At 63.3% G+C, this 18,974-nt stretch carries 18 protein-coding genes; 9 read left to right on the plus strand and 9 right to left on the minus strand.

Translation table 11 applies throughout. The features are described 5' to 3' along the window. Positions 1-97 precede the first annotated feature (97 nt). The 4 genes from ACX1DW_RS22520 to ACX1DW_RS22535 all read right to left on the minus strand — a co-directional run bounded on the left by ACX1DW_RS22520 (position 98) and on the right by ACX1DW_RS22535 (position 1,856). Positions 98-364 carry a DUF3509 domain-containing protein gene (locus ACX1DW_RS22520; protein ID WP_102839752.1) on the minus strand — a complete coding sequence of 89 codons (267 nt, stop codon included), beginning with the start codon at positions 362-364 and terminating at the stop codon, positions 98-100. Positions 365-477: 113 nt separating this feature from the next. Then, positions 478-732: a YebG family protein gene (locus ACX1DW_RS22525; protein ID WP_063540087.1), complete on the minus strand. Its 255-nt coding sequence runs from the start codon at positions 730-732 to the stop codon at positions 478-480. Positions 733-816: 84 nt separating this feature from the next. After that, positions 817-1,281 (minus strand): multidrug transporter, encoded by a 465-nt coding sequence (locus tag ACX1DW_RS22530; RefSeq protein ID WP_458992428.1) that lies wholly within the window; start codon positions 1,279-1,281, stop codon positions 817-819. A 119-nt stretch (positions 1,282-1,400) separates the two neighbouring features. Beyond that, positions 1,401-1,856: a DciA family protein gene (locus tag ACX1DW_RS22535; protein ID WP_102839754.1), complete on the minus strand. Its 456-nt coding sequence runs from the start codon at positions 1,854-1,856 to the stop codon at positions 1,401-1,403. Between the two features lie 271 nt (positions 1,857-2,127). Between ACX1DW_RS22535 and secA the strand changes: the two genes are divergently transcribed. From secA to ACX1DW_RS22570, 7 genes are all read left to right on the plus strand, one after another. Next, positions 2,128-4,866, plus strand: a complete 2,739-nt coding sequence (gene secA, locus ACX1DW_RS22540; RefSeq protein WP_458992429.1) for a preprotein translocase subunit SecA — start codon at positions 2,128-2,130, stop codon at positions 4,864-4,866. 107 nt (positions 4,867-4,973) lie between these two features. Beyond that, positions 4,974-6,191 carry a bifunctional glutamate N-acetyltransferase/amino-acid acetyltransferase ArgJ gene (gene argJ, locus ACX1DW_RS22545; RefSeq protein ID WP_458992430.1) on the plus strand — a complete coding sequence of 406 codons (1,218 nt, stop codon included), beginning with the start codon at positions 4,974-4,976 and terminating at the stop codon, positions 6,189-6,191. Between the two features lie 137 nt (positions 6,192-6,328). After that, positions 6,329-7,270, plus strand: a complete 942-nt coding sequence (locus ACX1DW_RS22550; protein WP_458992431.1) for a Nudix family hydrolase — start codon at positions 6,329-6,331, stop codon at positions 7,268-7,270. Between the two features lie 173 nt (positions 7,271-7,443). Further along, positions 7,444-8,007: an alkyl hydroperoxide reductase subunit C gene (ahpC, locus tag ACX1DW_RS22555; RefSeq protein WP_003284760.1), complete on the plus strand. Its 564-nt coding sequence runs from the start codon at positions 7,444-7,446 to the stop codon at positions 8,005-8,007. A gap of 121 nt (positions 8,008-8,128) precedes the next feature. Continuing rightward, entirely contained in the window at positions 8,129-9,691 is a 1,563-nt protein-coding gene (gene ahpF / locus ACX1DW_RS22560; RefSeq protein WP_458992432.1) for an alkyl hydroperoxide reductase subunit F, read from the plus strand. Between the two features lie 221 nt (positions 9,692-9,912). Continuing rightward, positions 9,913-11,040, plus strand: a complete 1,128-nt coding sequence (locus ACX1DW_RS22565) for a DUF3182 family protein (RefSeq protein WP_458992433.1) — start codon at positions 9,913-9,915, stop codon at positions 11,038-11,040. Continuing rightward, positions 11,027-11,839 carry an alpha/beta hydrolase family protein gene (locus tag ACX1DW_RS22570; RefSeq protein WP_458992434.1) on the plus strand — a complete coding sequence of 271 codons (813 nt, stop codon included), beginning with the start codon at positions 11,027-11,029 and terminating at the stop codon, positions 11,837-11,839. The genes ACX1DW_RS22565 and ACX1DW_RS22570 overlap by 14 nt, the downstream gene beginning before the upstream one ends. A 5-nt stretch (positions 11,840-11,844) precedes the next feature. On the opposite strand, the gene ACX1DW_RS22575 is transcribed toward ACX1DW_RS22570, so the two are convergent. The 5 genes from ACX1DW_RS22575 to ACX1DW_RS22595 are packed head-to-tail and all read right to left on the minus strand — an operon-like array spanning position 11,845 to position 17,412. Then, complete coding sequence (locus ACX1DW_RS22575) at positions 11,845-12,873, minus strand: ion transporter (protein ID WP_458992435.1); 1,029 nt, start codon at positions 12,871-12,873, stop codon at positions 11,845-11,847. Next, positions 12,866-13,456, minus strand: a complete 591-nt coding sequence (locus tag ACX1DW_RS22580) for a cob(I)yrinic acid a,c-diamide adenosyltransferase (RefSeq protein WP_458992436.1) — start codon at positions 13,454-13,456, stop codon at positions 12,866-12,868. The genes ACX1DW_RS22575 and ACX1DW_RS22580 overlap by 8 nt, the downstream gene beginning before the upstream one ends. Before the next feature lie 15 nt (positions 13,457-13,471). Next, a complete protein-coding gene (locus ACX1DW_RS22585; RefSeq protein ID WP_458992437.1) occupies positions 13,472-15,487 on the minus strand; it encodes a sensor histidine kinase in 2,016 nt (671 codons plus the stop codon). Between the two features lie 43 nt (positions 15,488-15,530). After that, complete coding sequence (locus ACX1DW_RS22590) at positions 15,531-16,442, minus strand: putative 2-dehydropantoate 2-reductase (RefSeq protein WP_458992438.1); 912 nt, start codon at positions 16,440-16,442, stop codon at positions 15,531-15,533. A 4-nt stretch (positions 16,443-16,446) separates the two neighbouring features. Then, a complete protein-coding gene (locus tag ACX1DW_RS22595; protein WP_079329198.1) occupies positions 16,447-17,412 on the minus strand; it encodes a GGDEF domain-containing response regulator in 966 nt (321 codons plus the stop codon). A 152-nt stretch (positions 17,413-17,564) separates the two neighbouring features. Between ACX1DW_RS22595 and ACX1DW_RS22600 the strand changes: the two genes are divergently transcribed. Next, positions 17,565-18,044 carry a YajQ family cyclic di-GMP-binding protein gene (locus tag ACX1DW_RS22600; RefSeq protein ID WP_063540074.1) on the plus strand — a complete coding sequence of 160 codons (480 nt, stop codon included), beginning with the start codon at positions 17,565-17,567 and terminating at the stop codon, positions 18,042-18,044. 86 nt (positions 18,045-18,130) lie between these two features. Next, positions 18,131-18,955, plus strand: coding sequence for a mechanosensitive ion channel family protein (locus tag ACX1DW_RS22605; RefSeq protein ID WP_458992439.1), 825 nt, complete (start codon positions 18,131-18,133; stop codon positions 18,953-18,955). The last annotated feature ends 19 nt before the right edge of the window (positions 18,956-18,974 follow it).

The raw sequence follows: 18,974 nt of genomic DNA on the forward strand, positions 1-18,974 counted from the left end.
GCGAGTCAGGGACTGACAGTCGACGGATAAGATCTTGTTGTTGTTTTGAGGCGGGTAAGGTGAAGCGGGCAACCTGCAGGCAATCAGGTTGGTGTTCCTACAGCGAGACGGGTTGGAGCATCGAGGCGCCTCGAGGCGGTAACTGTTCGCCGCGTTCGATGGCCAGACTCACCTGCAGGCTGGTGATCAAGCGCTGCAACTGCTGCTGATCGCGCCACTGTTGCGCACTGATGAAACGCTTGACCGCAACACCCTCAGCACTGGTCAGCGTAAGCAGAATGCTGCCGTCCGGCTTCTCGATGCTGAAGTTGACGTTATAGCGGGGACGAAACACATCACTGATCTTCTGGAATGGACTCGTCATGCCTGGATACCTGTATGGGGTGGTTGCCAGCAATGGACCCGGTAGGTAGCGACAAGTTTCCCCCGCAGATCGGCGCGGGTGCAGCGAAAGGCCGCATGCCCTGCGCGCTGAGCTCAGGCGCCGCTTATCAACTCTGACAGTGCTTCCGGGCTGCTCTTGAACGCCTTGGCGAATAGCTCTCGATGCTTGGCCATATAGATGCCGATGTCCTCGGCCTGCTGCTCGCTGAGCGATGGCGAAGCCTGCTGCAAAACCGTGGCTAGCGTCTCGGCCAGCTCCAGCATTTTGTCATGACGATCGGCTTCGGCTTTATCCATGAACAAACGCTCCAGGTCCCGACTGCTGCGGTACACCACTTCGACGGCCATTTACCACCTCGGTTATTGGCAGATGATACTGTTTATTTGTACAGCATAAGCGGGTGCGGCAAAGATTGGTAGTGTGCCGTCGCTTCAGCGAATGAAACGCCCTTGCAGCCGCTCGGCATGAAACTCCAAGGTCGCGGCGCGATATCCGCTGCGCAGCAGCGGCAGGGGCAGGCAGGATTCCCAACGGGCGCCAGGTTGCAGATCGCCGGGCCCTTGGTAGGTGGGAGCATCGTATGCGCGGCGTGCAAGGTTTGTGCGTGAGCCCGGAAAATAGGCGGCCACTTCCCATTGCAGGCTCTGCAGTCTCCTGTCCGTGTGGTTGACCAGTTGCACATGCAGCGGCTGAGCGCCGGGACAGCGCTGCGGGTCGTGGCTCAGCCGAATCTCGAGGCGCGCCAGCAGTTGTTCCTCACGATGTTCCTGCCAGAGCACCCAGCCGGCGAGGAGTGCGAGGCCGAGCACGGCCCCCAGCGAGATCGGCACGGCCCTCAGCGGGTAGCGGATCAGCAGTACCAGCCAGGTGAGGATGAGCAGGGCGCCGATCAGCATGAGCGCGCTCCTGCGAACAAACGGCTTAGCGACATGGAACACCTCCGCATTGACGGGCTCATGCTAACCCGTGCCGGCCGAGGCTGCGCAAGGACGCGGCGCGCATTTGTAGCAGGATGTCAGTCGCTGGTTTTGCCGCGGCTGGCCAGGCGCTCGAGTGCGGCCCGCAGTCCCGGATCACGAATGCCCTGAGCGGCGGCCTGAATGCTGTCCGCCGCGTTGCTCGACAGTGGGGGCGTAGCGGCGGGCTTGTGTCTCGGTGGTGGCGGTGGCTGCACCTTGAACTGGATGCGTAGCAGTCCGGCAAACTCATCCATGGCTTCCAGCTGGCGCTGCAGGCGGCGCTGCTGGTAACGCAAGCGCGTGGCCCAATGGCCATCGGTGACGATCAGCAGCAGACAGCCTTCACGCCAGGATGCCACCCGACAATGTTCGCGCGCAGCCGGCTGCAGTTGGCTTTCCAGCAACTTCTGAAGGCGCTCGAGTCGCAGCGCCTCACCGAACAAGGCTCTGAGCGGCTTTGCTTCGCGTAGCAGTGAGGCAGGGGCGCGGGCCGGTGATGGGCGAAAGGCCATGATGGTCGGAAGATCCGTGATAACGGTGCTCATGGTAGCAGATGCACGCAAGGCCGAAGCCGGCCGCTGGAGGGTGGCGTCTGGTTGAAATGTGGCTTGGCGAGCCCCATGTTGAGCGCCGAACGGTCGCCTGCCAGCGCCATCGGCGGGTCGCCGTGCTGCGCAGTCAGGCACCTTTCCTCAGTGCCGTTTCCGAGTAGAATGGCCGCTTTGCACGCAGCCGTGACCTCGCGGACGTGCCTCCATCCCCAGCATGGAAGTCTTTGTCGATATGTTTGCGCCTTTATTGAAGAAACTCTTTGGAAGCAAGAATGAGCGTGAAGTCAAACGCATGCTCAAGGCGGTGCATGCCGTCAATGCACTCGAAGAGCAGATGCTGTCGCTCTCCGACGAGCAACTGCGCAGCAAGACCGAAGAGTTCAAGGCCCGTCTCGAGAAAGGCGAAACCCTCGATCAGATCCTCCCCGAAGCGTTCGCCGTCTGCCGCGAGGCCGGCAAGCGCGTGATGGGCATGCGCCACTTCGACGTGCAGCTGATCGGCGGCATGACTCTGCATGAGGGGCGCATCGCCGAGATGCGTACCGGTGAAGGCAAGACCCTTGTGGCGACCCTGGCCGTGTACCTCAATGCGCTGGCCGGCAAGGGTGTGCACGTAGTTACGGTCAATGACTACCTGGCCCGCCGCGACGCTAACTGGATGCGCCCGCTGTACGAATTTCTCGGCCTCTCCGTCGGTATCGTCACACCGTTCCAGCCGCCGGAAGAAAAGCGTGCTGCCTATGCCGCTGACATTACTTACGGCACCAACAACGAATTCGGCTTCGACTACCTGCGCGACAACATGGCGTTCAGCCTGGAAGAGAAGAACCAGCGTGAGCTCAACTTCGCCGTCATCGACGAAGTCGACTCCATTCTCATCGACGAAGCGCGTACTCCGCTGATCATCTCCGGTCAGGCCGAGGACAGCTCCAAGCTGTACCAGCAGATCAATCAGCTGATTCCGCGGCTCACGCAGCATATCGAGGAAGAAGAGGGCGTCGTTACCCAGGAAGGGCACTTCAGCATCGATGAAAAAACGCGCCAGGTCGAACTGAACGAGCAGGGCCACCAGTACATCGAGGAGATGCTGACCCAGGCCGGTTTGCTGGCAGAGGGTGAAAGCCTGTACTCGGCACACAACCTGGGCTTGCTGACCCACGTCTATGCCGGTCTGCGCGCGCACAAATTGTTTCACCGCAACGTCGAATACATCGTGCAGAACAATCAGGTGCTGCTGATCGACGAGCACACCGGCCGGACCATGCCGGGCCGCCGGCTTTCCGAAGGCCTGCACCAGGCCATCGAGGCGAAGGAAGGGCTGCAGATCCAGCCGGAAAGCCAGACCCTCGCCTCGACCACCTTCCAGAACTACTTCCGCCTCTATAAGAAGCTCTCCGGCATGACCGGTACCGCCGATACCGAGGCATTCGAATTCCAGCAGATCTACAACCTGCCGGTGGTGGTCATTCCGACCAACAAGCCGCTGGCGCGCAAGGACTTCAACGACCTGGTCTATCTGACCCAGGAGGAAAAGTTTGCTGCGATCATCGCCGACATCAAGGAATGCCGCGAGCAGGGGCGTCCGGTGCTGGTCGGCACGGCCACCATCGAGACGTCCGAATACGTTTCGCGCCTGCTGGAAAAAGAAGGCTTCGAGCACAAGGTGCTCAACGCCAAGCACCACGACAAGGAAGCCGAGATCATTGCCCAGGCTGGACGTCCCGGCGCGGTGACCATCGCCACCAACATGGCAGGCCGCGGTACCGACATCCTCCTCGGCGGCAACTGGGAAGTTGAGGTGGCGGCGCTGGAGAATCCGAGCGAAGAGCAGGTCGCGCAGATCAAGGCCGATTGGCAGAAGCGTCACCAGCAGGTGCTGGAAGCGGGCGGTCTGCACGTGATCGCCTCCGAGCGTCACGAATCGCGGCGTATCGACAACCAGCTGCGTGGTCGTGCGGGTCGCCAGGGCGACCCGGGCTCGAGCCGTTTCTACCTGTCGCTGGAAGACAGCCTGATGCGCATCTTTGCCTCCGACAGGGTGAAGAATTTCATGAAGGCGCTGGGCATGGAATCCGGCGAGGCCATCGAACACCGCATGGTCACCAACGCCATCGAGAAGGCGCAGCGCAAGGTCGAAGGGCGCAACTTCGATATGCGCAAGCAGCTGCTTGAGTACGACGATGTGGCCAACGAGCAGCGCAAGGTGATTTACCACATGCGCAACAGCCTGCTGGCCGCGGATGAAATCGGTCAGACCATCGCCGAGTTCCGCCAGGAAGCGCTGGATGCGGCCATCAGCGCGCACATTCCGCCGCAGTCGCTGCCGGAGCAGTGGGACATCCCGGGCCTGGAAGCGGTGCTCTACAGCGACTTCGGTACGCGCCTGCCGGTCCAGCAATGGCTCGACGAGGACGAGAAACTTTACGAAGAAACCTTGCGTGAGCGCATTCTCGACGCGCTGCTGGCCGCCTACAACGAGAAGGAAGAGCTGGCTGGCGCCGAAGCGCTACGTTCCTTCGAGAAGCAGATCGTGCTGCGTGTGCTCGACGACCTGTGGAAAGAACACCTGTCGACCATGGACCATCTGCGCCACGGCATTCACCTGCGTGGCTATGCGCAGAAGAACCCGAAGCAGGAATACAAGCGCGAGTCCTTCGCGCTGTTCCAGGACCTGCTCGAATCGATCAAGCGCGACAGCATCCGCGTGCTCTCCCATGTTCAGGTTCGCCGCGAGGATCCGGCCGAGGAAGAAGCCCGTCTGCGCCGCGAAGCCGAGGAGCTGGCCAAGCGCATGCAGTTCCAGCACGCCGAGGTGTCGGCTCTGGACCAGCCGGAGGAGGACGCGGAAGTCGAAGGGCAACCCGACGTCGCTGCCGTTCCGGTACGTACCGAACCGAAGATCGGACGCAACGAGCCCTGCCCGTGCGGCTCGGGCAAGAAGTACAAGCATTGCCACGGTCAGGTCCAGTAAGCGCGACCTCGTCCCGTTGATCCGCGCCGCGACCGGCCTGTGCCGCTCGCGGCGTTTTTCTCCCCGTCACCTGGCCTGTTGGCCACCACTGTCTGAAGGAGCGTCCCATGGCTGTCGGTCTTGGTCCTTTACCTACGCTGCACCCGGTTCCCGGCTTCGAGCTGGGCATCGCCTCCGCCGGCATCAAGCGCCCCGGCCGCAAGGACGTGGTGGTGATGCGCTGTGCCGAAGGCTCGCGAGTGGCTGGAGTGACCACCACCAATGCCTTCTGTGCCGCCCCCGTACTGATCACCCGCGAACGCATGCACGGTCCGGTGCGCTACCTGCTGACCAACACCGGTAACGCCAACGCGGGCACCGGGCCGCAGGGCCTGGCCGATGCCCGTCACACCTGCGCCGCGCTGGCGGCAATGACCGGTGTCGACGAGACTGCCGTGCTGCCGTTTTCCACCGGCGTGATCGGCGAACCGCTGCCGGTGCAGAAAATCGAGTCGGCACTGCAGGCCGCGCTCGACGACCTCTCGCCCGATCATTGGGCCGAGGCCGCGACCGGCATCATGACCACCGATACGCTGCCCAAGGGCGCCAGCCGGCAGTTCCAGCACGACGGTGTGACCGTCACCATCACCGGTATCAGCAAGGGCGCCGGGATGATCCGGCCGAACATGGCGACCATGCTCGGTTACATCGCCACCGACGCCAAGGTCGCCGGCAACGTGTTGCAGGATCTGGTGCGCGATGCGGCGAACAAATCCTTCAACCGCATCACCATCGACGGCGACACGTCCACCAACGACTGCTGCATGCTGATTGCCACCGGCCAGGCGGCGCTGCCGGAGATCACCTCCGCCTCCGGCGAGCTGTTCGGCAAGCTCAAGCAGGCGGTGCTCGAAGTGTTCATGGAAGTAGCCCAGGCCATCGTCCGCGACGGTGAGGGCGCAACCAAGTTCGTCACCGTGCAGGTCAACGGTGGCGGCAATCATCAGGAATGCCTGGATGTCGCCTACGCCGTGGCCCATTCGCCACTGATCAAGACCGCACTGTTCGCGTCCGACCCGAACTGGGGGCGCATCCTCGCCGCCGTGGGGTATGCCGGTGTGCCGGATCTGGATGTGAGCAAGATCGATGTCTTCCTCGGCGAGGTCTGCATCGCCAGCCAAGGCGGACGCTCGCCCAGCTATACCGAAGAGCAGGGCGCCGCGGTGATGGCGCGCGAGGAGATCACCATCCGTATCGAACTGGGCCGCGGCAGCTGCAGCGAGACCATCTGGACCACCGACCTGTCCCACGAGTACGTGAAGATCAACGCCGAGTACCGCACCTGACAGCGCCTGGTGGCCTCCGTTGCGCGAGCGTCTCTCAGCGGATGGCCGGTGATTGGCCAGAGTGCGACGACAGGATGAGCCGGGCGTGGCCGGCTCTGCCGGCCCAGGGCGCAAGCTAGCCGACAGGAGATGCGGGAATGAAGCGAGTTCATGTCGCTGCAGCGGTCATTCGCGGCGCTGAAGGAGCGGTGCTGATCGCCAAGCGACCACTCGACAAGCACCAGGGTGGCCTCTGGGAATTCCCGGGCGGCAAGGTCGAGGCAGGTGAGCAGGTCGAAGCGGCGCTGGCGCGGGAGCTGCTGGAGGAGCTGGCGATTCAGGTCACGGCGGCTCGCCCGCTGATCCAAGTGCGTCATGACTACCCGGACAAGCATGTCCTCCTGGACGTCTGGGAGGTTACTGCATTCATCGGCGAACCGCATGGTGTCGAGGGGCAGCCGTTGAAGTGGGTGCCGGCCGATGAACTCGTTGCTTATCGCTTTCCTGAGGCCAATCGGCCGATCGTCGCTGCTGCCCGCCTGCCCCAGCGTTATCTGATCACACCGGATGGCCTGTCCGCCGAACGGCTGCTCGACGGGCTAGCACAGGCGCTCGACGCAGATTTCGGGCTGATTCAGCTGCGTGCACCTTCGCTCTCATCGCTCGACTATCGATCGCTCGCCGAGCGTGTGCTTGCCCTATGCGCAGGCCGTGCGCGGGTCATGCTCAAGGGACCGCTGGACTGGGCGAGCGACTTTCCGGATGCCGGTTGGCACCTGACGGCGGAGCAGCTCCGACTGTTCGATGGCGCTGCACGTCCCATTGCGGGTGAACGCTGGCTTGCAGCCTCGTGCCATGATGAAAGGGAGCTGGAACTGGCCACGGCATTGGGAGTAGATTTCGTCACGTTGTCGCCGGTGCAAGCCACTGCCAGCCATCCGGATAGCTCACCCTTAGGTTGGTCGCGTGTCGCGGCGCTGTTGGCAGGGTTCAATCAGCCGGTTTATCTGCTTGGGGGACTGGGTGAAGCGGACCTCGCTCATGCGGTGCGTATTGGGGCTCAGGGTGTCGCTGCAATCCGATCCTTCTGGCCAGATTGAACCGTGGCCGGCGTGGCTGGTCACTGGCGTAGCTGTCGCCGCATACACGCGCGATCGGATGTTTCACTGATAGATATATGTAATCGGTGCTATTCCCTTAATCAATAACGTTATGCGTCTGGTTGCGCTATCGTAGGCCCCGTCAAATTCTTAACCCGCTAAGGAGTTAGTAGATGTCCTTGATCAACACTCAGGTCCAGCCTTTCAAAGTCAATGCCTTCCACAACGGCAAATTCATCGAAGTCACCGAAGAGTCCCTCAAGGGCAAGTGGTCCGTGCTGATCTTCATGCCGGCTGCCTTCACCTTCAACTGCCCGACCGAGATCGAAGACGCTGCCAACAGCTACGCCGAGTTCCAGAAGGCCGGTACCGAGGTGTACATCGTCACCACCGATACCCATTTCTCGCACAAGGTCTGGCACGAAACTTCCCCTGCCGTTGGCAAGGCGCAGTTCCCGCTGATCGGCGATCCGACTCACCAGCTGACCCGCGCTTTCGGTGTGCACATCGAAGAAGAAGGTCTGGCGCTGCGTGGCACCTTCCTGATCAACCCGGAAGGCGTGATCAAGACCGTCGAGATCCACTCCAACGAGATCGCTCGTGACGTGTCCGAGACCCTGCGCAAGCTGAAGGCCGCTCAGTACACCGCCGCTCACCCGGGTGAAGTCTGCCCGGCCAAGTGGAAAGAGGGCGAGAAGACCCTGGCTCCTTCGCTGGACCTGGTCGGCAAGATCTAAGGCTTTCGCCTATCTGCCCTGCGTGCCGGAGGGCTGTTCACCGCCCTCTGGCAACCCAACGCCTGGACGCGAACCGTCCGGGCGTTTTATTTCCTGAATTCCGAACGGGGTACCGCTGCTCATGTTGGACACCAATCTCAAGACCCAGTTGAAAGCCTACCTGGAGAAGGTCACCCAGCCCTTCGAGATCGTCGCGTCCCTCGATGACGGCGAGAAATCCCGGGAGCTGCTGAGCCTGCTGCAGGACATCGCCGGCCTCAGCGACAAGATCACCTTGAAGACCGACGGCGACGATGCGCGCAAGCCGTCGTTCTCGCTCAACCGCATCGGCGGCAACATCAGCCTGCGTTTCGCCGGCATCCCCATGGGCCACGAGTTCACCTCGCTGGTGCTGGCCCTGCTGCAGGTCGGCGGCCATCCGTCGAAGACCGCACCGGAGGTGATCGAGCAGATCAAGGCGCTCGACGGCAACTATCGCTTCGAAACCTACTTCTCGCTGTCCTGCCAGAACTGCCCGGACGTGGTCCAGGCGCTGAACCTGATGGCCGTGCTCAACCCGAACATCAAGCACGTGGCCATCGACGGTGCGCTGTTCCAGGACGAAGTCGAGGCGCGTCAGATCATGTCGGTGCCGAGCATCTACCTCAACGGCGAACTGTTCACCCAGGGCCGCATGAGCGAAGAAGAGATCCTCGCCAAGCTCGACACCGGTTCCAGCGCCCGTGATGCCGAGAAGCTCAAGGCCAAGGACGCCTTCGACGTGCTGGTGGTCGGCGGTGGCCCGGCCGGCGCGGCAGCGGCGATCTACGCCGCGCGTAAGGGCATCCGCACCGGTGTCGCAGCCGAGCGCTTCGGCGGTCAGGTGCTCGATACCATGGCCATCGAGAACTTCATCTCGGTGAAAGAAACCGAAGGCCCGAAACTGGCCCGCGCGCTGGAAGAGCACGTGCGCGAGTACGAGGTCGACATCATGAACCTGCAGCGCGCCAGTCAGCTGATCCCGGCCGGCGACGACGGCCTGCATCGTGTGCGGTTCGAGAATGGCGGCGAGCTCAAGGCCAAGACCCTGATTCTGGCTACAGGCGCGCGTTGGCGCGAAATGAACGTGCCGGGCGAGCAGGCATACCGCGGCCGTGGTGTCGCCTACTGCCCGCACTGCGACGGCCCGCTGTTCAAGGGCAAGCGCGTGGCGGTGATCGGCGGCGGCAACTCCGGCGTGGAAGCGGCCATCGACCTGGCCGGCATCGTCGCCCACGTCACCCTGCTCGAGTTCGGTGAAGAGCTGCGTGCCGACGCCGTGCTGCAGCGCAAGCTCAACAGCCTGCCCAACGTCCGCGTGCTGAAGATGGCGCAGACCACCGAGGTCAAAGGCGACGGCCAGAAGGTCACCGGCCTGGTCTACAAGGACCGCACCAGCGAAGAAATGCACAGCGTCGAGCTGGAAGGCATCTTCGTGCAGATCGGCCTGCTGCCCAACAGCGAATGGCTCAAGGGCACCCTGGAGCTGTCGCGCTTCGGCGAAATCATCGTCGATGCCAAGGGCCAGACCAGCATCCCCGGCGTGTTCGCTGCCGGTGACGTGACCACGGTGCCGTACAAGCAGATCGTGATCGCCGTGGGTGAAGGCGCCAAGGCCTCGCTGAGCGCCTTCGATCACCTGATTCGCAGCTCCGCGCCGGCCTGATCGAAACGCGAAAAAAGAAGGGGAGTAACCGCGAGGTTGCTCCCCTTTTTTGCGTCTGGTTGGGAGGTCATTGGATTCGCCCGGCGGTCTGCCGAGGATCGTTGCGAGGTGTCTGCGGTCTACTGCGGTACACCGCGCTACGGCTCAGGTGGTAGCGAGCGCTCGCGATGGCCATGGGCTCCGGGCGCGCATGTCGAGCAGTCCATGGAGCTGTCCACGAAATGATGAATGCGCAAACGTCGCAAAACTCGCGCAGGGTCGTACTGACCCATGCCAACCGACCCAATGAGCCACAGCACGAACGGGTCGTACACGCAGCCTTGGCCGAGCGTCTGGCTGCACTGCTAGGGCTGACTTATGGCGGCGATTACGATCCGACCCGTCGCTATGAGGCTCAGCCCTATCTCGTGCCATCCGGTACGGTGGTCGGCCTGCGTGAAGCCCAGGCGCTGGGCCTGTGCGGGGAGTCTGACCTGTTCGGCGGTGTGGTACCGCAGGCCTTCGTCGAAACCAAGGCCATCACCCACCCACTGATTCGCCCGGACGCCGCTGCGCCGGTCGGCTGGTCGCGCGATTTCAGTACGCAGGTCAAGGGCAGTGTGCTCGCTGGCTATAGCGTCTTCAGTCTGGAGGATGCCAGAGATGCCGGGCGTCGGCTGCTGCACGAGGGCTCTGTGCGCATCAAGCCGGTCCGAGCTACCGGTGGACGCGGCCAGCAGCGCGTCGATGACAGTGATGCCCTCGATCAGGCTCTGTTTGCGCTCGATGAGCAGGAGCTGGCCGAGTACGGCCTGGTGCTAGAGGCCCATCTGGAGCACGTCACGACCTTCAGCGTCGGACAGGTGCGGGTCGGCGGCCGCCTGGCGAGCTACTACGGTACCCAGCGGTTGACCGAGGATAACGCCGGCAACGAGGTGTACGGCGGTTCCGATCTGGTCGTCGTGGACGGTGACTTCGAGGCGTTGCTGGCGCTTGAACTAACGGAAACCACACGGCTCGCCGTCAGCCAGGCACAGGTGTACGACGAGGCCGCTTCGGCCTGCTACCGAAACTTCTTCGCCTCCAGGCGCAACTACGACATCGCCCAGGGGATCGACGGTCGCGGCCAGCCGCGCTCGGGTGTGCTGGAACAATCCTGGCGCATCGGTGGTGCCAGCAGCGCTGAAATCGCGGCGCTGGAACTCTTCCGTCAGGGCACGGGCGCACGAGTCGTACGGGCATCTTCGCTCGAGATCTATGGTCGAGAACGCCCGGCGCCGGCGGCAGCCACGATCCTGTATCAGGGGCAGGATGAAGAGGTTGGTTTCGTCACCAAATGCGTAGTGGTGGAGCAATATGGCGACGCATAGCGAGACAGTAGACATTCTGGTTGGCGATGAGCATATCGCCGGTACGTTCCTTTCACCGCCGGCCAAGATGCCCGGCGTGCTGTTCGTTCACGGTTGGGGCGGCAGCCAGCAGCGCGATCTCACCCGCGCCCGCGGCATCGCCGGGCTCGGCTGTGTCTGCCTGTCATTCGACTTGCGGGGACACGCGCAGACCCGCGCGCAACAGGAATCGGTGACCCGCGAGCAGAACCTCGCCGATCTCCTGGCTGCCTACGACCTGCTTGCTCAACATCCGCATATCGATCCGTCCGCCATCGCCGTGGTCGGGACCAGCTATGGCGGTTATCTGGCCACCATCCTGACCTCTCTGCGGCCGGTCAAATGGCTGGCGCTGCGGGTGCCTGCGCTCTATCGCGACGAGGACTGGAACCTGCCCAAGCGCCAGCTGGACCGCGATGTGCTCAATCAACTGCGCAGCCGGCGGGTGTTGCCGGAAGAGAACCGTGCATTGGCCGCTTGCTCCGCCTTTCGCGGAGATGTACTGATCGTCGAGTCGCAGCACGACACCTTCGTGCCTCACGAAACCATCATGAGCTATCGCGCCGCCTTTCACCGCACCCAGTCGCTGACCCATCGCATCATCGATGGCGCCGACCATGCGCTGAGCAACGAGCGCTGCCAGGAGGCCTACACATCGATCCTGGTCAACTGGGCGACGGAAATGGTCATTGGTGCGCGTCTCGACGAAAAGTCGGCAGCCGGTTTCCGGGGCGTGGATGAGGGCGAGGAGCCCGGGCGTGGCGCGGTGCAGTCGAGCTGATCCGATCAATCGGGCGGCGTAGCGGGTGGCGTCGGTCCGACGAAACGACTCCAGCGTCGGTCGAGCACCTGCTGCTTGAGCACCTCGATGACATCGACCAACAGCTCTTCCAGGGCCAGGTCGGTGTGCTCGTCCTGATAGACCCAGGCATCGAAGAACTCGTCGGCGAGATTGGCGGCCAGGGCCTGGAACTGCAGCCCGCGCATGCCTTCGACGGCGCCCTGCAGGAGGCGTGCGGCGATATCGGCGAGCGCGTCGTCGAGCGTCGCGGCCAGTCGATTGCCGAGCGGCAGCCTTCTGAGGCTGTGCATCTCCGGATTGTCCTGCAGCGCCTGGTGGATCAGCTGGCTGACATAGCCTTCAATGGCGCCGCGATTGTCGCGGTAGCCGGTTTCCAGCATGCCTTGCAGGCGCCGCGACAGATCGTTGAGCACGCGCTGCTTGCGCGGTCGGACCACCTCCTGCAGCAGGCGTCGGGAAAGGTCGTCGCCGGCGCCGATCTCCTGCTGCAGGCGGCCGAACAGGCGCACCATCACCCGGTCGGAGAGCTCCTCGATCAAGAGGTAGTAGTAGCGGCTGAACAGCCCATAAACGGCCCAGCGGCGCATGTCGATCAGGCCCAGACGCTGCAGGCGGATCAGCAGGCTGCCAACCCGCAGTACCCGCAGCCAGCGGAATCCCGCCAGCGGAATGCAGCCGAGCACGTCATACCAGTGGGCGAACGGGTAGTAGTACCAGCGCGCATAACGGCGCTCGAACAGTGCGACCGTCCAGCCGAGCAGCACGTCGAGAATGAAGACCGCGACGAAGGCCAGGTCGATGTACTGGAAGTTGACGTGGATGCTTTGCTGATAGCGCTCGTGCAGTTGCGGCAGCAGGTTGGCAAGCGCCGTGTTGACCGGCTGCAGCGCGAACAGGCTGTCGAACAGGATGAGCGCCAGGTTCACGCAGACCAGCAGGACGATGAAGGCTTCCCAAGCGGCATGCAGCCCGTCGCGCCGTCGCGCCTGTTGATCCACGCGGTGCTCAGTCATCCGCGCCGGCTGCCGCGGCGGCGGGTTGCCAGAGGATCTCGCCACACCCCTGGCGCCGCGCAATCAGGCGGGCGGCGACGAACAGCGCGTCGGACAGCCGGTTCAGATAGGCCAGCAGCACCGGGCGCACGGTTTCGCTGGCATTGAGCTGCTGGCAGCGGCGCTCGGCAGTGCGCGTCACGCTGCGGCACAGGTGGGCAAGGGCGATGAGCCTGGAACCGCCCGGCAGGATGAACTCCTTGAGCGGCCCCAGCTCCTGATTCCAGCTGTCGATGGCCTGCTCCAGGCGCTCGACCTCGCTTTCCGGCAGCGCCTGGTAGTCGGGCATGGCCAGCTCGCCGCCAAGGTCGAACAGGCGGTGCTGACAAGGCCCGAACACGCTGATCAGCTCATCGAGCGCAGGCCATTGCACTTGCGCCTCAGCCAGTTCGGCAAGCAGCAGGCCGAGCTGACTGTTGAGCGTGTCGACCTCGCCCATGGCTTCCACACGGGGATGATCCTTGGCGACCCGGCGGCCATCACCGAGGCCGGTTTCACCGCTATCGCCGGTACGGGTGTAGATCTTCGACAGTCGATTGCCCATCTTTTGGTTCCTTGTTCAGGCCGCCGGCGGCTCGCCAGGCGAACTCAGTGGCAGGCGCAGGGTAAAGGTGGAGCCATGGCCGGGTTGGCACTGCACCTCCATCTGGCCCTGGTGGTTGTTGGTAATGATGAAATACGAGACGGAAAGGCCCAGTCCGGTTCCCTGACCGACTTCCTTGGTGGTGAAAAACGGTTCGAATATGCGTTTGCGAACATTCTCCGGAATGCCGCCACCGTTGTCTTCGACCTGAATCTCTGCCCATGGCGGGTTCAGTCGAGTGCGCAGGATGATGCGCCCGCGTTCCTGAGCCTGGTTCTGGTGGATTGCCTGGGCGGCGTTCTTCAGCAGATTGAGCAGGACCTGTTCCAGTTCGTTGGCGATGCAGGGCACGCGATCGATCTGCGGATCGAAGTCGCGAACGATCTCGATCGACCTGAAATCGAAACCCTCCATCAGGGCGAAATCGTTGCCGGCGATCTCCAGCGCCTGGTCGATCAGCATCGGCAGCTGACAATCGGCCAGCTGCCGGTTGCTCATGCGACTGAAGCTGAGCATATGGCTGACGATCTTCGCGGCCCGGGAGCCGGCCTGCTGGATGCCGTCGAGCAACTGCGGCACTTCGCGGCGTTGCAGATACTGGTTGACCGCCTCCAGACGCACGCCGGTTTCCTCCGCTGCCTCGCGATTGCGTTCCAGTTCGGGCGAAAGCCGGCGGCGGATGTTCTGTGCGTTGTGCAGGATGGCGCCGAGGGGATTGTTGATCTCGTGAGCCATGCCGGCGGCCAGGCTGCCCACCGAGAGCATCTTCTCCGACTGCACCATCATCTCTTCCATGTTGATGCGCTGGGTGATGTCGTCGATGCGGATCACCACGCCGCGGCCACCTGCCCCGCTGAGCGGGTAGAAGGTCAGTGCGTAGTGGTGCGGCTCGTCGTTGCGCTGCCAGGTCACCCGCTCGATCTTTTCCACCACGTGCTGCTCGGAAGTGCGGCGGATCTGCGCCAGGAAGGGCTTGAGCGGCTCGAAGGCGACGAACACCGGCTGATTCAGCGCGTCGTCCAGCGGCGTTCCGGAGAGGGCGCTGGCTTCCTGATTCCACTGGGTGACGTAGAGCTGCTCATCGAGGGCGATCAGCGCAGAGGGCATCGAATCGATGATGCTGTTGAGGTACTTCTGGAAACCGGTGAGTTTCTGCTCGATCTTGCTGCGAACCTGGACCTCCAGCTCCAGCTTGCGGTTGGAGTGCCGCGTTTCCTCGGCCAGCCCCTGGGCGTGATCGAAGGCTTCCTGGGCATCGTCACGGGCGCGCTTGAGCTGCTGCTCGCGAGCCTCCATGCGTGACAGCATGGTGTTGAAAGCGTCGGCCAGGCGACCGATCTCGTCTTGGTTGCCGGGCTTGGCCCGTAGCGAGTAGTTCTCCTCGCGGGTTACCTGGCGGGACAACGCTTCGAGGTCGCGAATTGGCCGCGTGACCAGCTGGCGGATCTGCCGGGCGACCAGAACCCACAGCAGCAGGCTGGCCACGAGGATCGCCAGGCTCGCGGTCAGCGTGCCGGTGTAGAACGCCCCGGGCAGTTCGCTGCTGGCGACCATCAGCAGATGCCCGGCGCTGCCGTCCGGTTGCGGCAAGCGGACCAGCAGATTGGCGCGGATCTCGCCGGCGCGCCAGTCGGCGACTGCGCTCAGCCGTTCCGGCAGACGCAGGCGCTCGCCCTGCTGGACCTGTGCCAGGCTGTTGCCGTCGCGGTCGTAGATGACCGCTGCGCGCAGCGGCGCATAGCCGTCCAGGCGTCTGAGTAGCGAATTTGCCGCTTCTGGTGAGGTCAGCGCGCGCGTGCTCAGCTCTTCGGTAGCGAACAGTTCGCCCAGCGTATGCATGGCCTGGGGAGCTACGCTCTGCCGCGAGATCCAATAGGCGGCGCTGATGAAGGTGAGGTTGGACACCAGCAGGACCGCAGCCAGGAGGACGAGCAGGGCGAGCAGTAGCTTGCGGCCGACCGGGAGGTTTTCGAGGCGTTGACGCAGGATCATTGGCGGTACGAGGCGGCAGAGGTTTCTGCAGGGTAGCCGCGGCTCAGTCGGTGGGCAATCCGCGCTGGCGCAGGTGCTCGCGAAGACGCTGGTGCAGCGCGTGCAGCTTCGGCGTGGGCAGCCCCAGGGTTTGCGCCGTGGCACAGGCGTGGCCGAGCAGATAGGCGATCTCCGTGCGTCGGCCAAGACGGACGTCCTGATGCATGGACGAGTAGTTGGCCGCCGTGGCTTCGATGACCCGTAGCACCTCGTTCTCCAGGTCGTCGGCGGCCGCTGGCTGGCCGCTGGCTACGAGCAGTCTGCCGAGTTCTTCGCTCAGCGCAGCGAGTTGCGCAGGGTGCTGCAGCAGCTCGCCGTTGCGGCAGTCATGGAGCACGGTCAGTGGATTGATTGCACAGTTCAGCGCGAGTTTGCGCCAGAGCCGCGAGAGAATTTCCGTGCTCCACGTCTGCGCGATGCCGGCCAGGTCCAGTTCGCTCAGCCAGGCAGGCGCTGCGCCGCCAAGCGGGTCGCCCAGCCAGTTCTGCCCGCGGCCGGCGAACAGTACCTGGAAATCAGTCTCGCGATAGGCCCCTTCGGTGCTCGACACGAAGATGCAGCGGGCCTGCGGCCAGCGCTCGGCTATCGCTTGCTGACTGCCGAGACCGTTCTGCAGCAGGAGCAGTTCGGCACCCGGGACCAGGCGAGCGGCGACCCGGGACACGGCGGCTTCGGCATCGTAGGCCTTGCAGGCAACCAGCAGTCGTCTGATGGTGGTCGGTGCGTCGGGCAGCTCCGCCGGGATGTCGAAACGCTCGAGATTGTCGTTCTCCCGCAGGCCGAGCCCGCCGGCGTGTTGGTACTCGTCCAGGCGTTGCGCCGAGCGCAGGATCAGCCGTACCGGCAGACCGGCACGAGCCAGCCGGGTGGCCCACAGGCTGCCGAGCGCACCGGCGCCGAGAATGTGCCAGGTCATCGACTCATGCCGACTGCTTGAGCCGGAAGGGGACAATACGGCCCGTGCTGTAGGCGCTCGGCAGCAGCGCAGCGGCACGTTCGATGATGGCCTGCGGTGTGACCGGGAGCGCGTCGGCATCGAGGCTGATCAGGCTGATGCCTGCCTTGATCGAAATGAAGCCTTCGCTGGTCTTCAGCGCGCGCAGGTTCAGACCCTCGTGCAGGCGTTTGAAGCTGCTCGGCGAACAGCCCTTCAGATCATCGACCAGCGCCAGCAGGCCGAACTGTTGCTCGTCGATCCGGCACACCACATCCAGTGGGCGGACCAGCTGCTGCAGGCGAGCACCGATGGCACAGAGGATTTCCGCATAGACGGGCTTTCCGTAACGTTCGCGCAGTGCATCCGCGTCCGGCAGGCCGATCTGCAGGTAGTACAGCGCGGTACCACGATTCTCCATTTGCCGCAGGCTGGCGGCCAAGCGCTGCTGTAGATAGCGGCAGTTGCCCAACCCGGTCAGTGGGTCGTGCAGGCTCTGTTCCTCGAGGCTGGCGACGCTTTCGGCCAGCTGATGGTTCTCCTGCTTCAGCTGCTGCAGCGAGGCGCATAGCCGGTCGGCAGCGAAGATTCTCGGCAGTAGTTGCTCGTTCATTGCCGACTTGCTGATGAAATCGTCGACGCCATGGTCGAATGCCAGGCCGAGCGCATTCTCGCTGTCGCGCCCGGTGAGCAGGATGACGTAGCTGTAGTGGCCGCTCAGGGCGTCGCGTTGGCGAATCTGCCCGGTCAGCTCGAGGCCGTCCATCTCCGGCATCAGCCAGTCGGCCAACAGTACGTGGGCAGGACGTTGCGCATGCTGCGTCAGCGCGTCAGCGGCGCTGCTGGCGAAGCGGATATCCTGGTAGCCGGCCTTGCTCAGGGCACGACCGATCATGACGCTGGAGAACTTGGCGTCATCGACCACGAGGATGCTCAGGTGGGGGTTGGGCATGGCAAGCTCAATCAGTTGGAGGGGGACGTCCTGTCACTCCGTAGGGGCGGGCGCTGAAACGTCGAAGCGTTATAATGACCGCGCTTTCTTAACCGTCAAGACACGCGCGCTCGGCTCATGCGGCCCGTCGCGCTACATAGTGGAGGAATCCCATGCCCTCGTTCGACGTGGTGTCCGAACTGGACAAGCACGAAGTCACCAACGCGATCGACAACGCGATCAAGGAACTCGATCGTCGCTACGACCTGCGTGGCAAAGGCAGCTTCGAGCAGAAGGACCTGACCGTGCAGCTGACGGCAGAAGCCGAGTTCCAATTGGAGCAGATGCTAGAGATTCTCAAGTTGAGCCTGGTCAAACGCAAGATCGATATCCAGTGCCTGGAAGTCAAAGAGCCCTATGCCTCCGGCAAGACCACGAAGCAGGAAGTGACGCTGCGCGAAGGCATCGACAAGGAGCTGGCGAAGAAGATCGTCGCGCACATCAAGGACGCCAAGCTCAAGGTACAGGCCGCCATTCAGGGCGAGCAGGTGCGCGTTACCGGCAAGAAGCGCGATGACCTGCAGGAAGCCATCGCCCTGCTGCGCGGACACGAGTTCGGCATGCCGCTGCAATTCAACAACTTCCGCGACTGATTCCCGCCGCGCTTCGGCGCACGCAACAACCCCGCTGTTCTCGGTGCCCGGCCCGCCGGCACCGATTCTTGAAGGAGCATCTCTGCATGGACCTCTCTATCGACTATCTGGTCGATCTCTCCGAAGCCTGGCTGCCGGTCGTTCTGCAATACGGCGCCCAGGTGACGCTGGCATTGCTGACCTTTCTATTCGGTTGGTGGCTGATCAATACGCTGACCGCCAAGGTCAGCGCGCTGTTGCAGCGGCGCAAGGTGGATCCGACCCTGCACGGTTTCATAGGCAGCCTGGCCGGTATCATCCTCAAGGTATTGTTGCTGGTCAGTGTGGCCTCGATGATCGGGGTGGAAACCACTTCGTTCATCGCCGTGATCGGTGCTGCCGGCCTGGCCATCGGTCTGGCCCTGCAGGGCAGCTTGGCGAACTTCGCCGGCGGCGTGCTGATCCTGCTGTTCCGCCCGATTCGGGTCGGCGAGTGGATTGAAGCCCAGGGCGTAGCAGGCACCGTCGATTCGATTCAGATCTTCCATACGGTGCTCAAGTCCGCCGACAACAAGACCATCGTGGTGCCCAACGGTGCTCTATCCAACGGGCATATCACCAACTACTCCCGCGAGCCGCGGCGCCGTGCCGATATCAACGTCGGTATCGACTACGGCGCGGACATCAAGCTGGCACGGCGGATCCTGCTGGAAATCGCGCAGGATGAGCGTGTTCTGCGCGATCCCGAGCCGGTGGTGTTCGTCACCGGGTTGGGTGACAGCTCGGTCAATCTGTCGTTGCGGGTGTGGGTCGCGACCGGCGATTTCTGGCCGGTGACTTTTGGCTTCACCGAACTGGTAAAGGAGCGTTTCGACGCTGCTGGGATCGGCATTCCGTTTCCGCAGCGCGTGGTGCACCTGGTTCAGAGCTGAAGTCTTGCCTAAACGAAGC

This window comes from Stutzerimonas sp. KH-1, assembly GCF_054483855.1.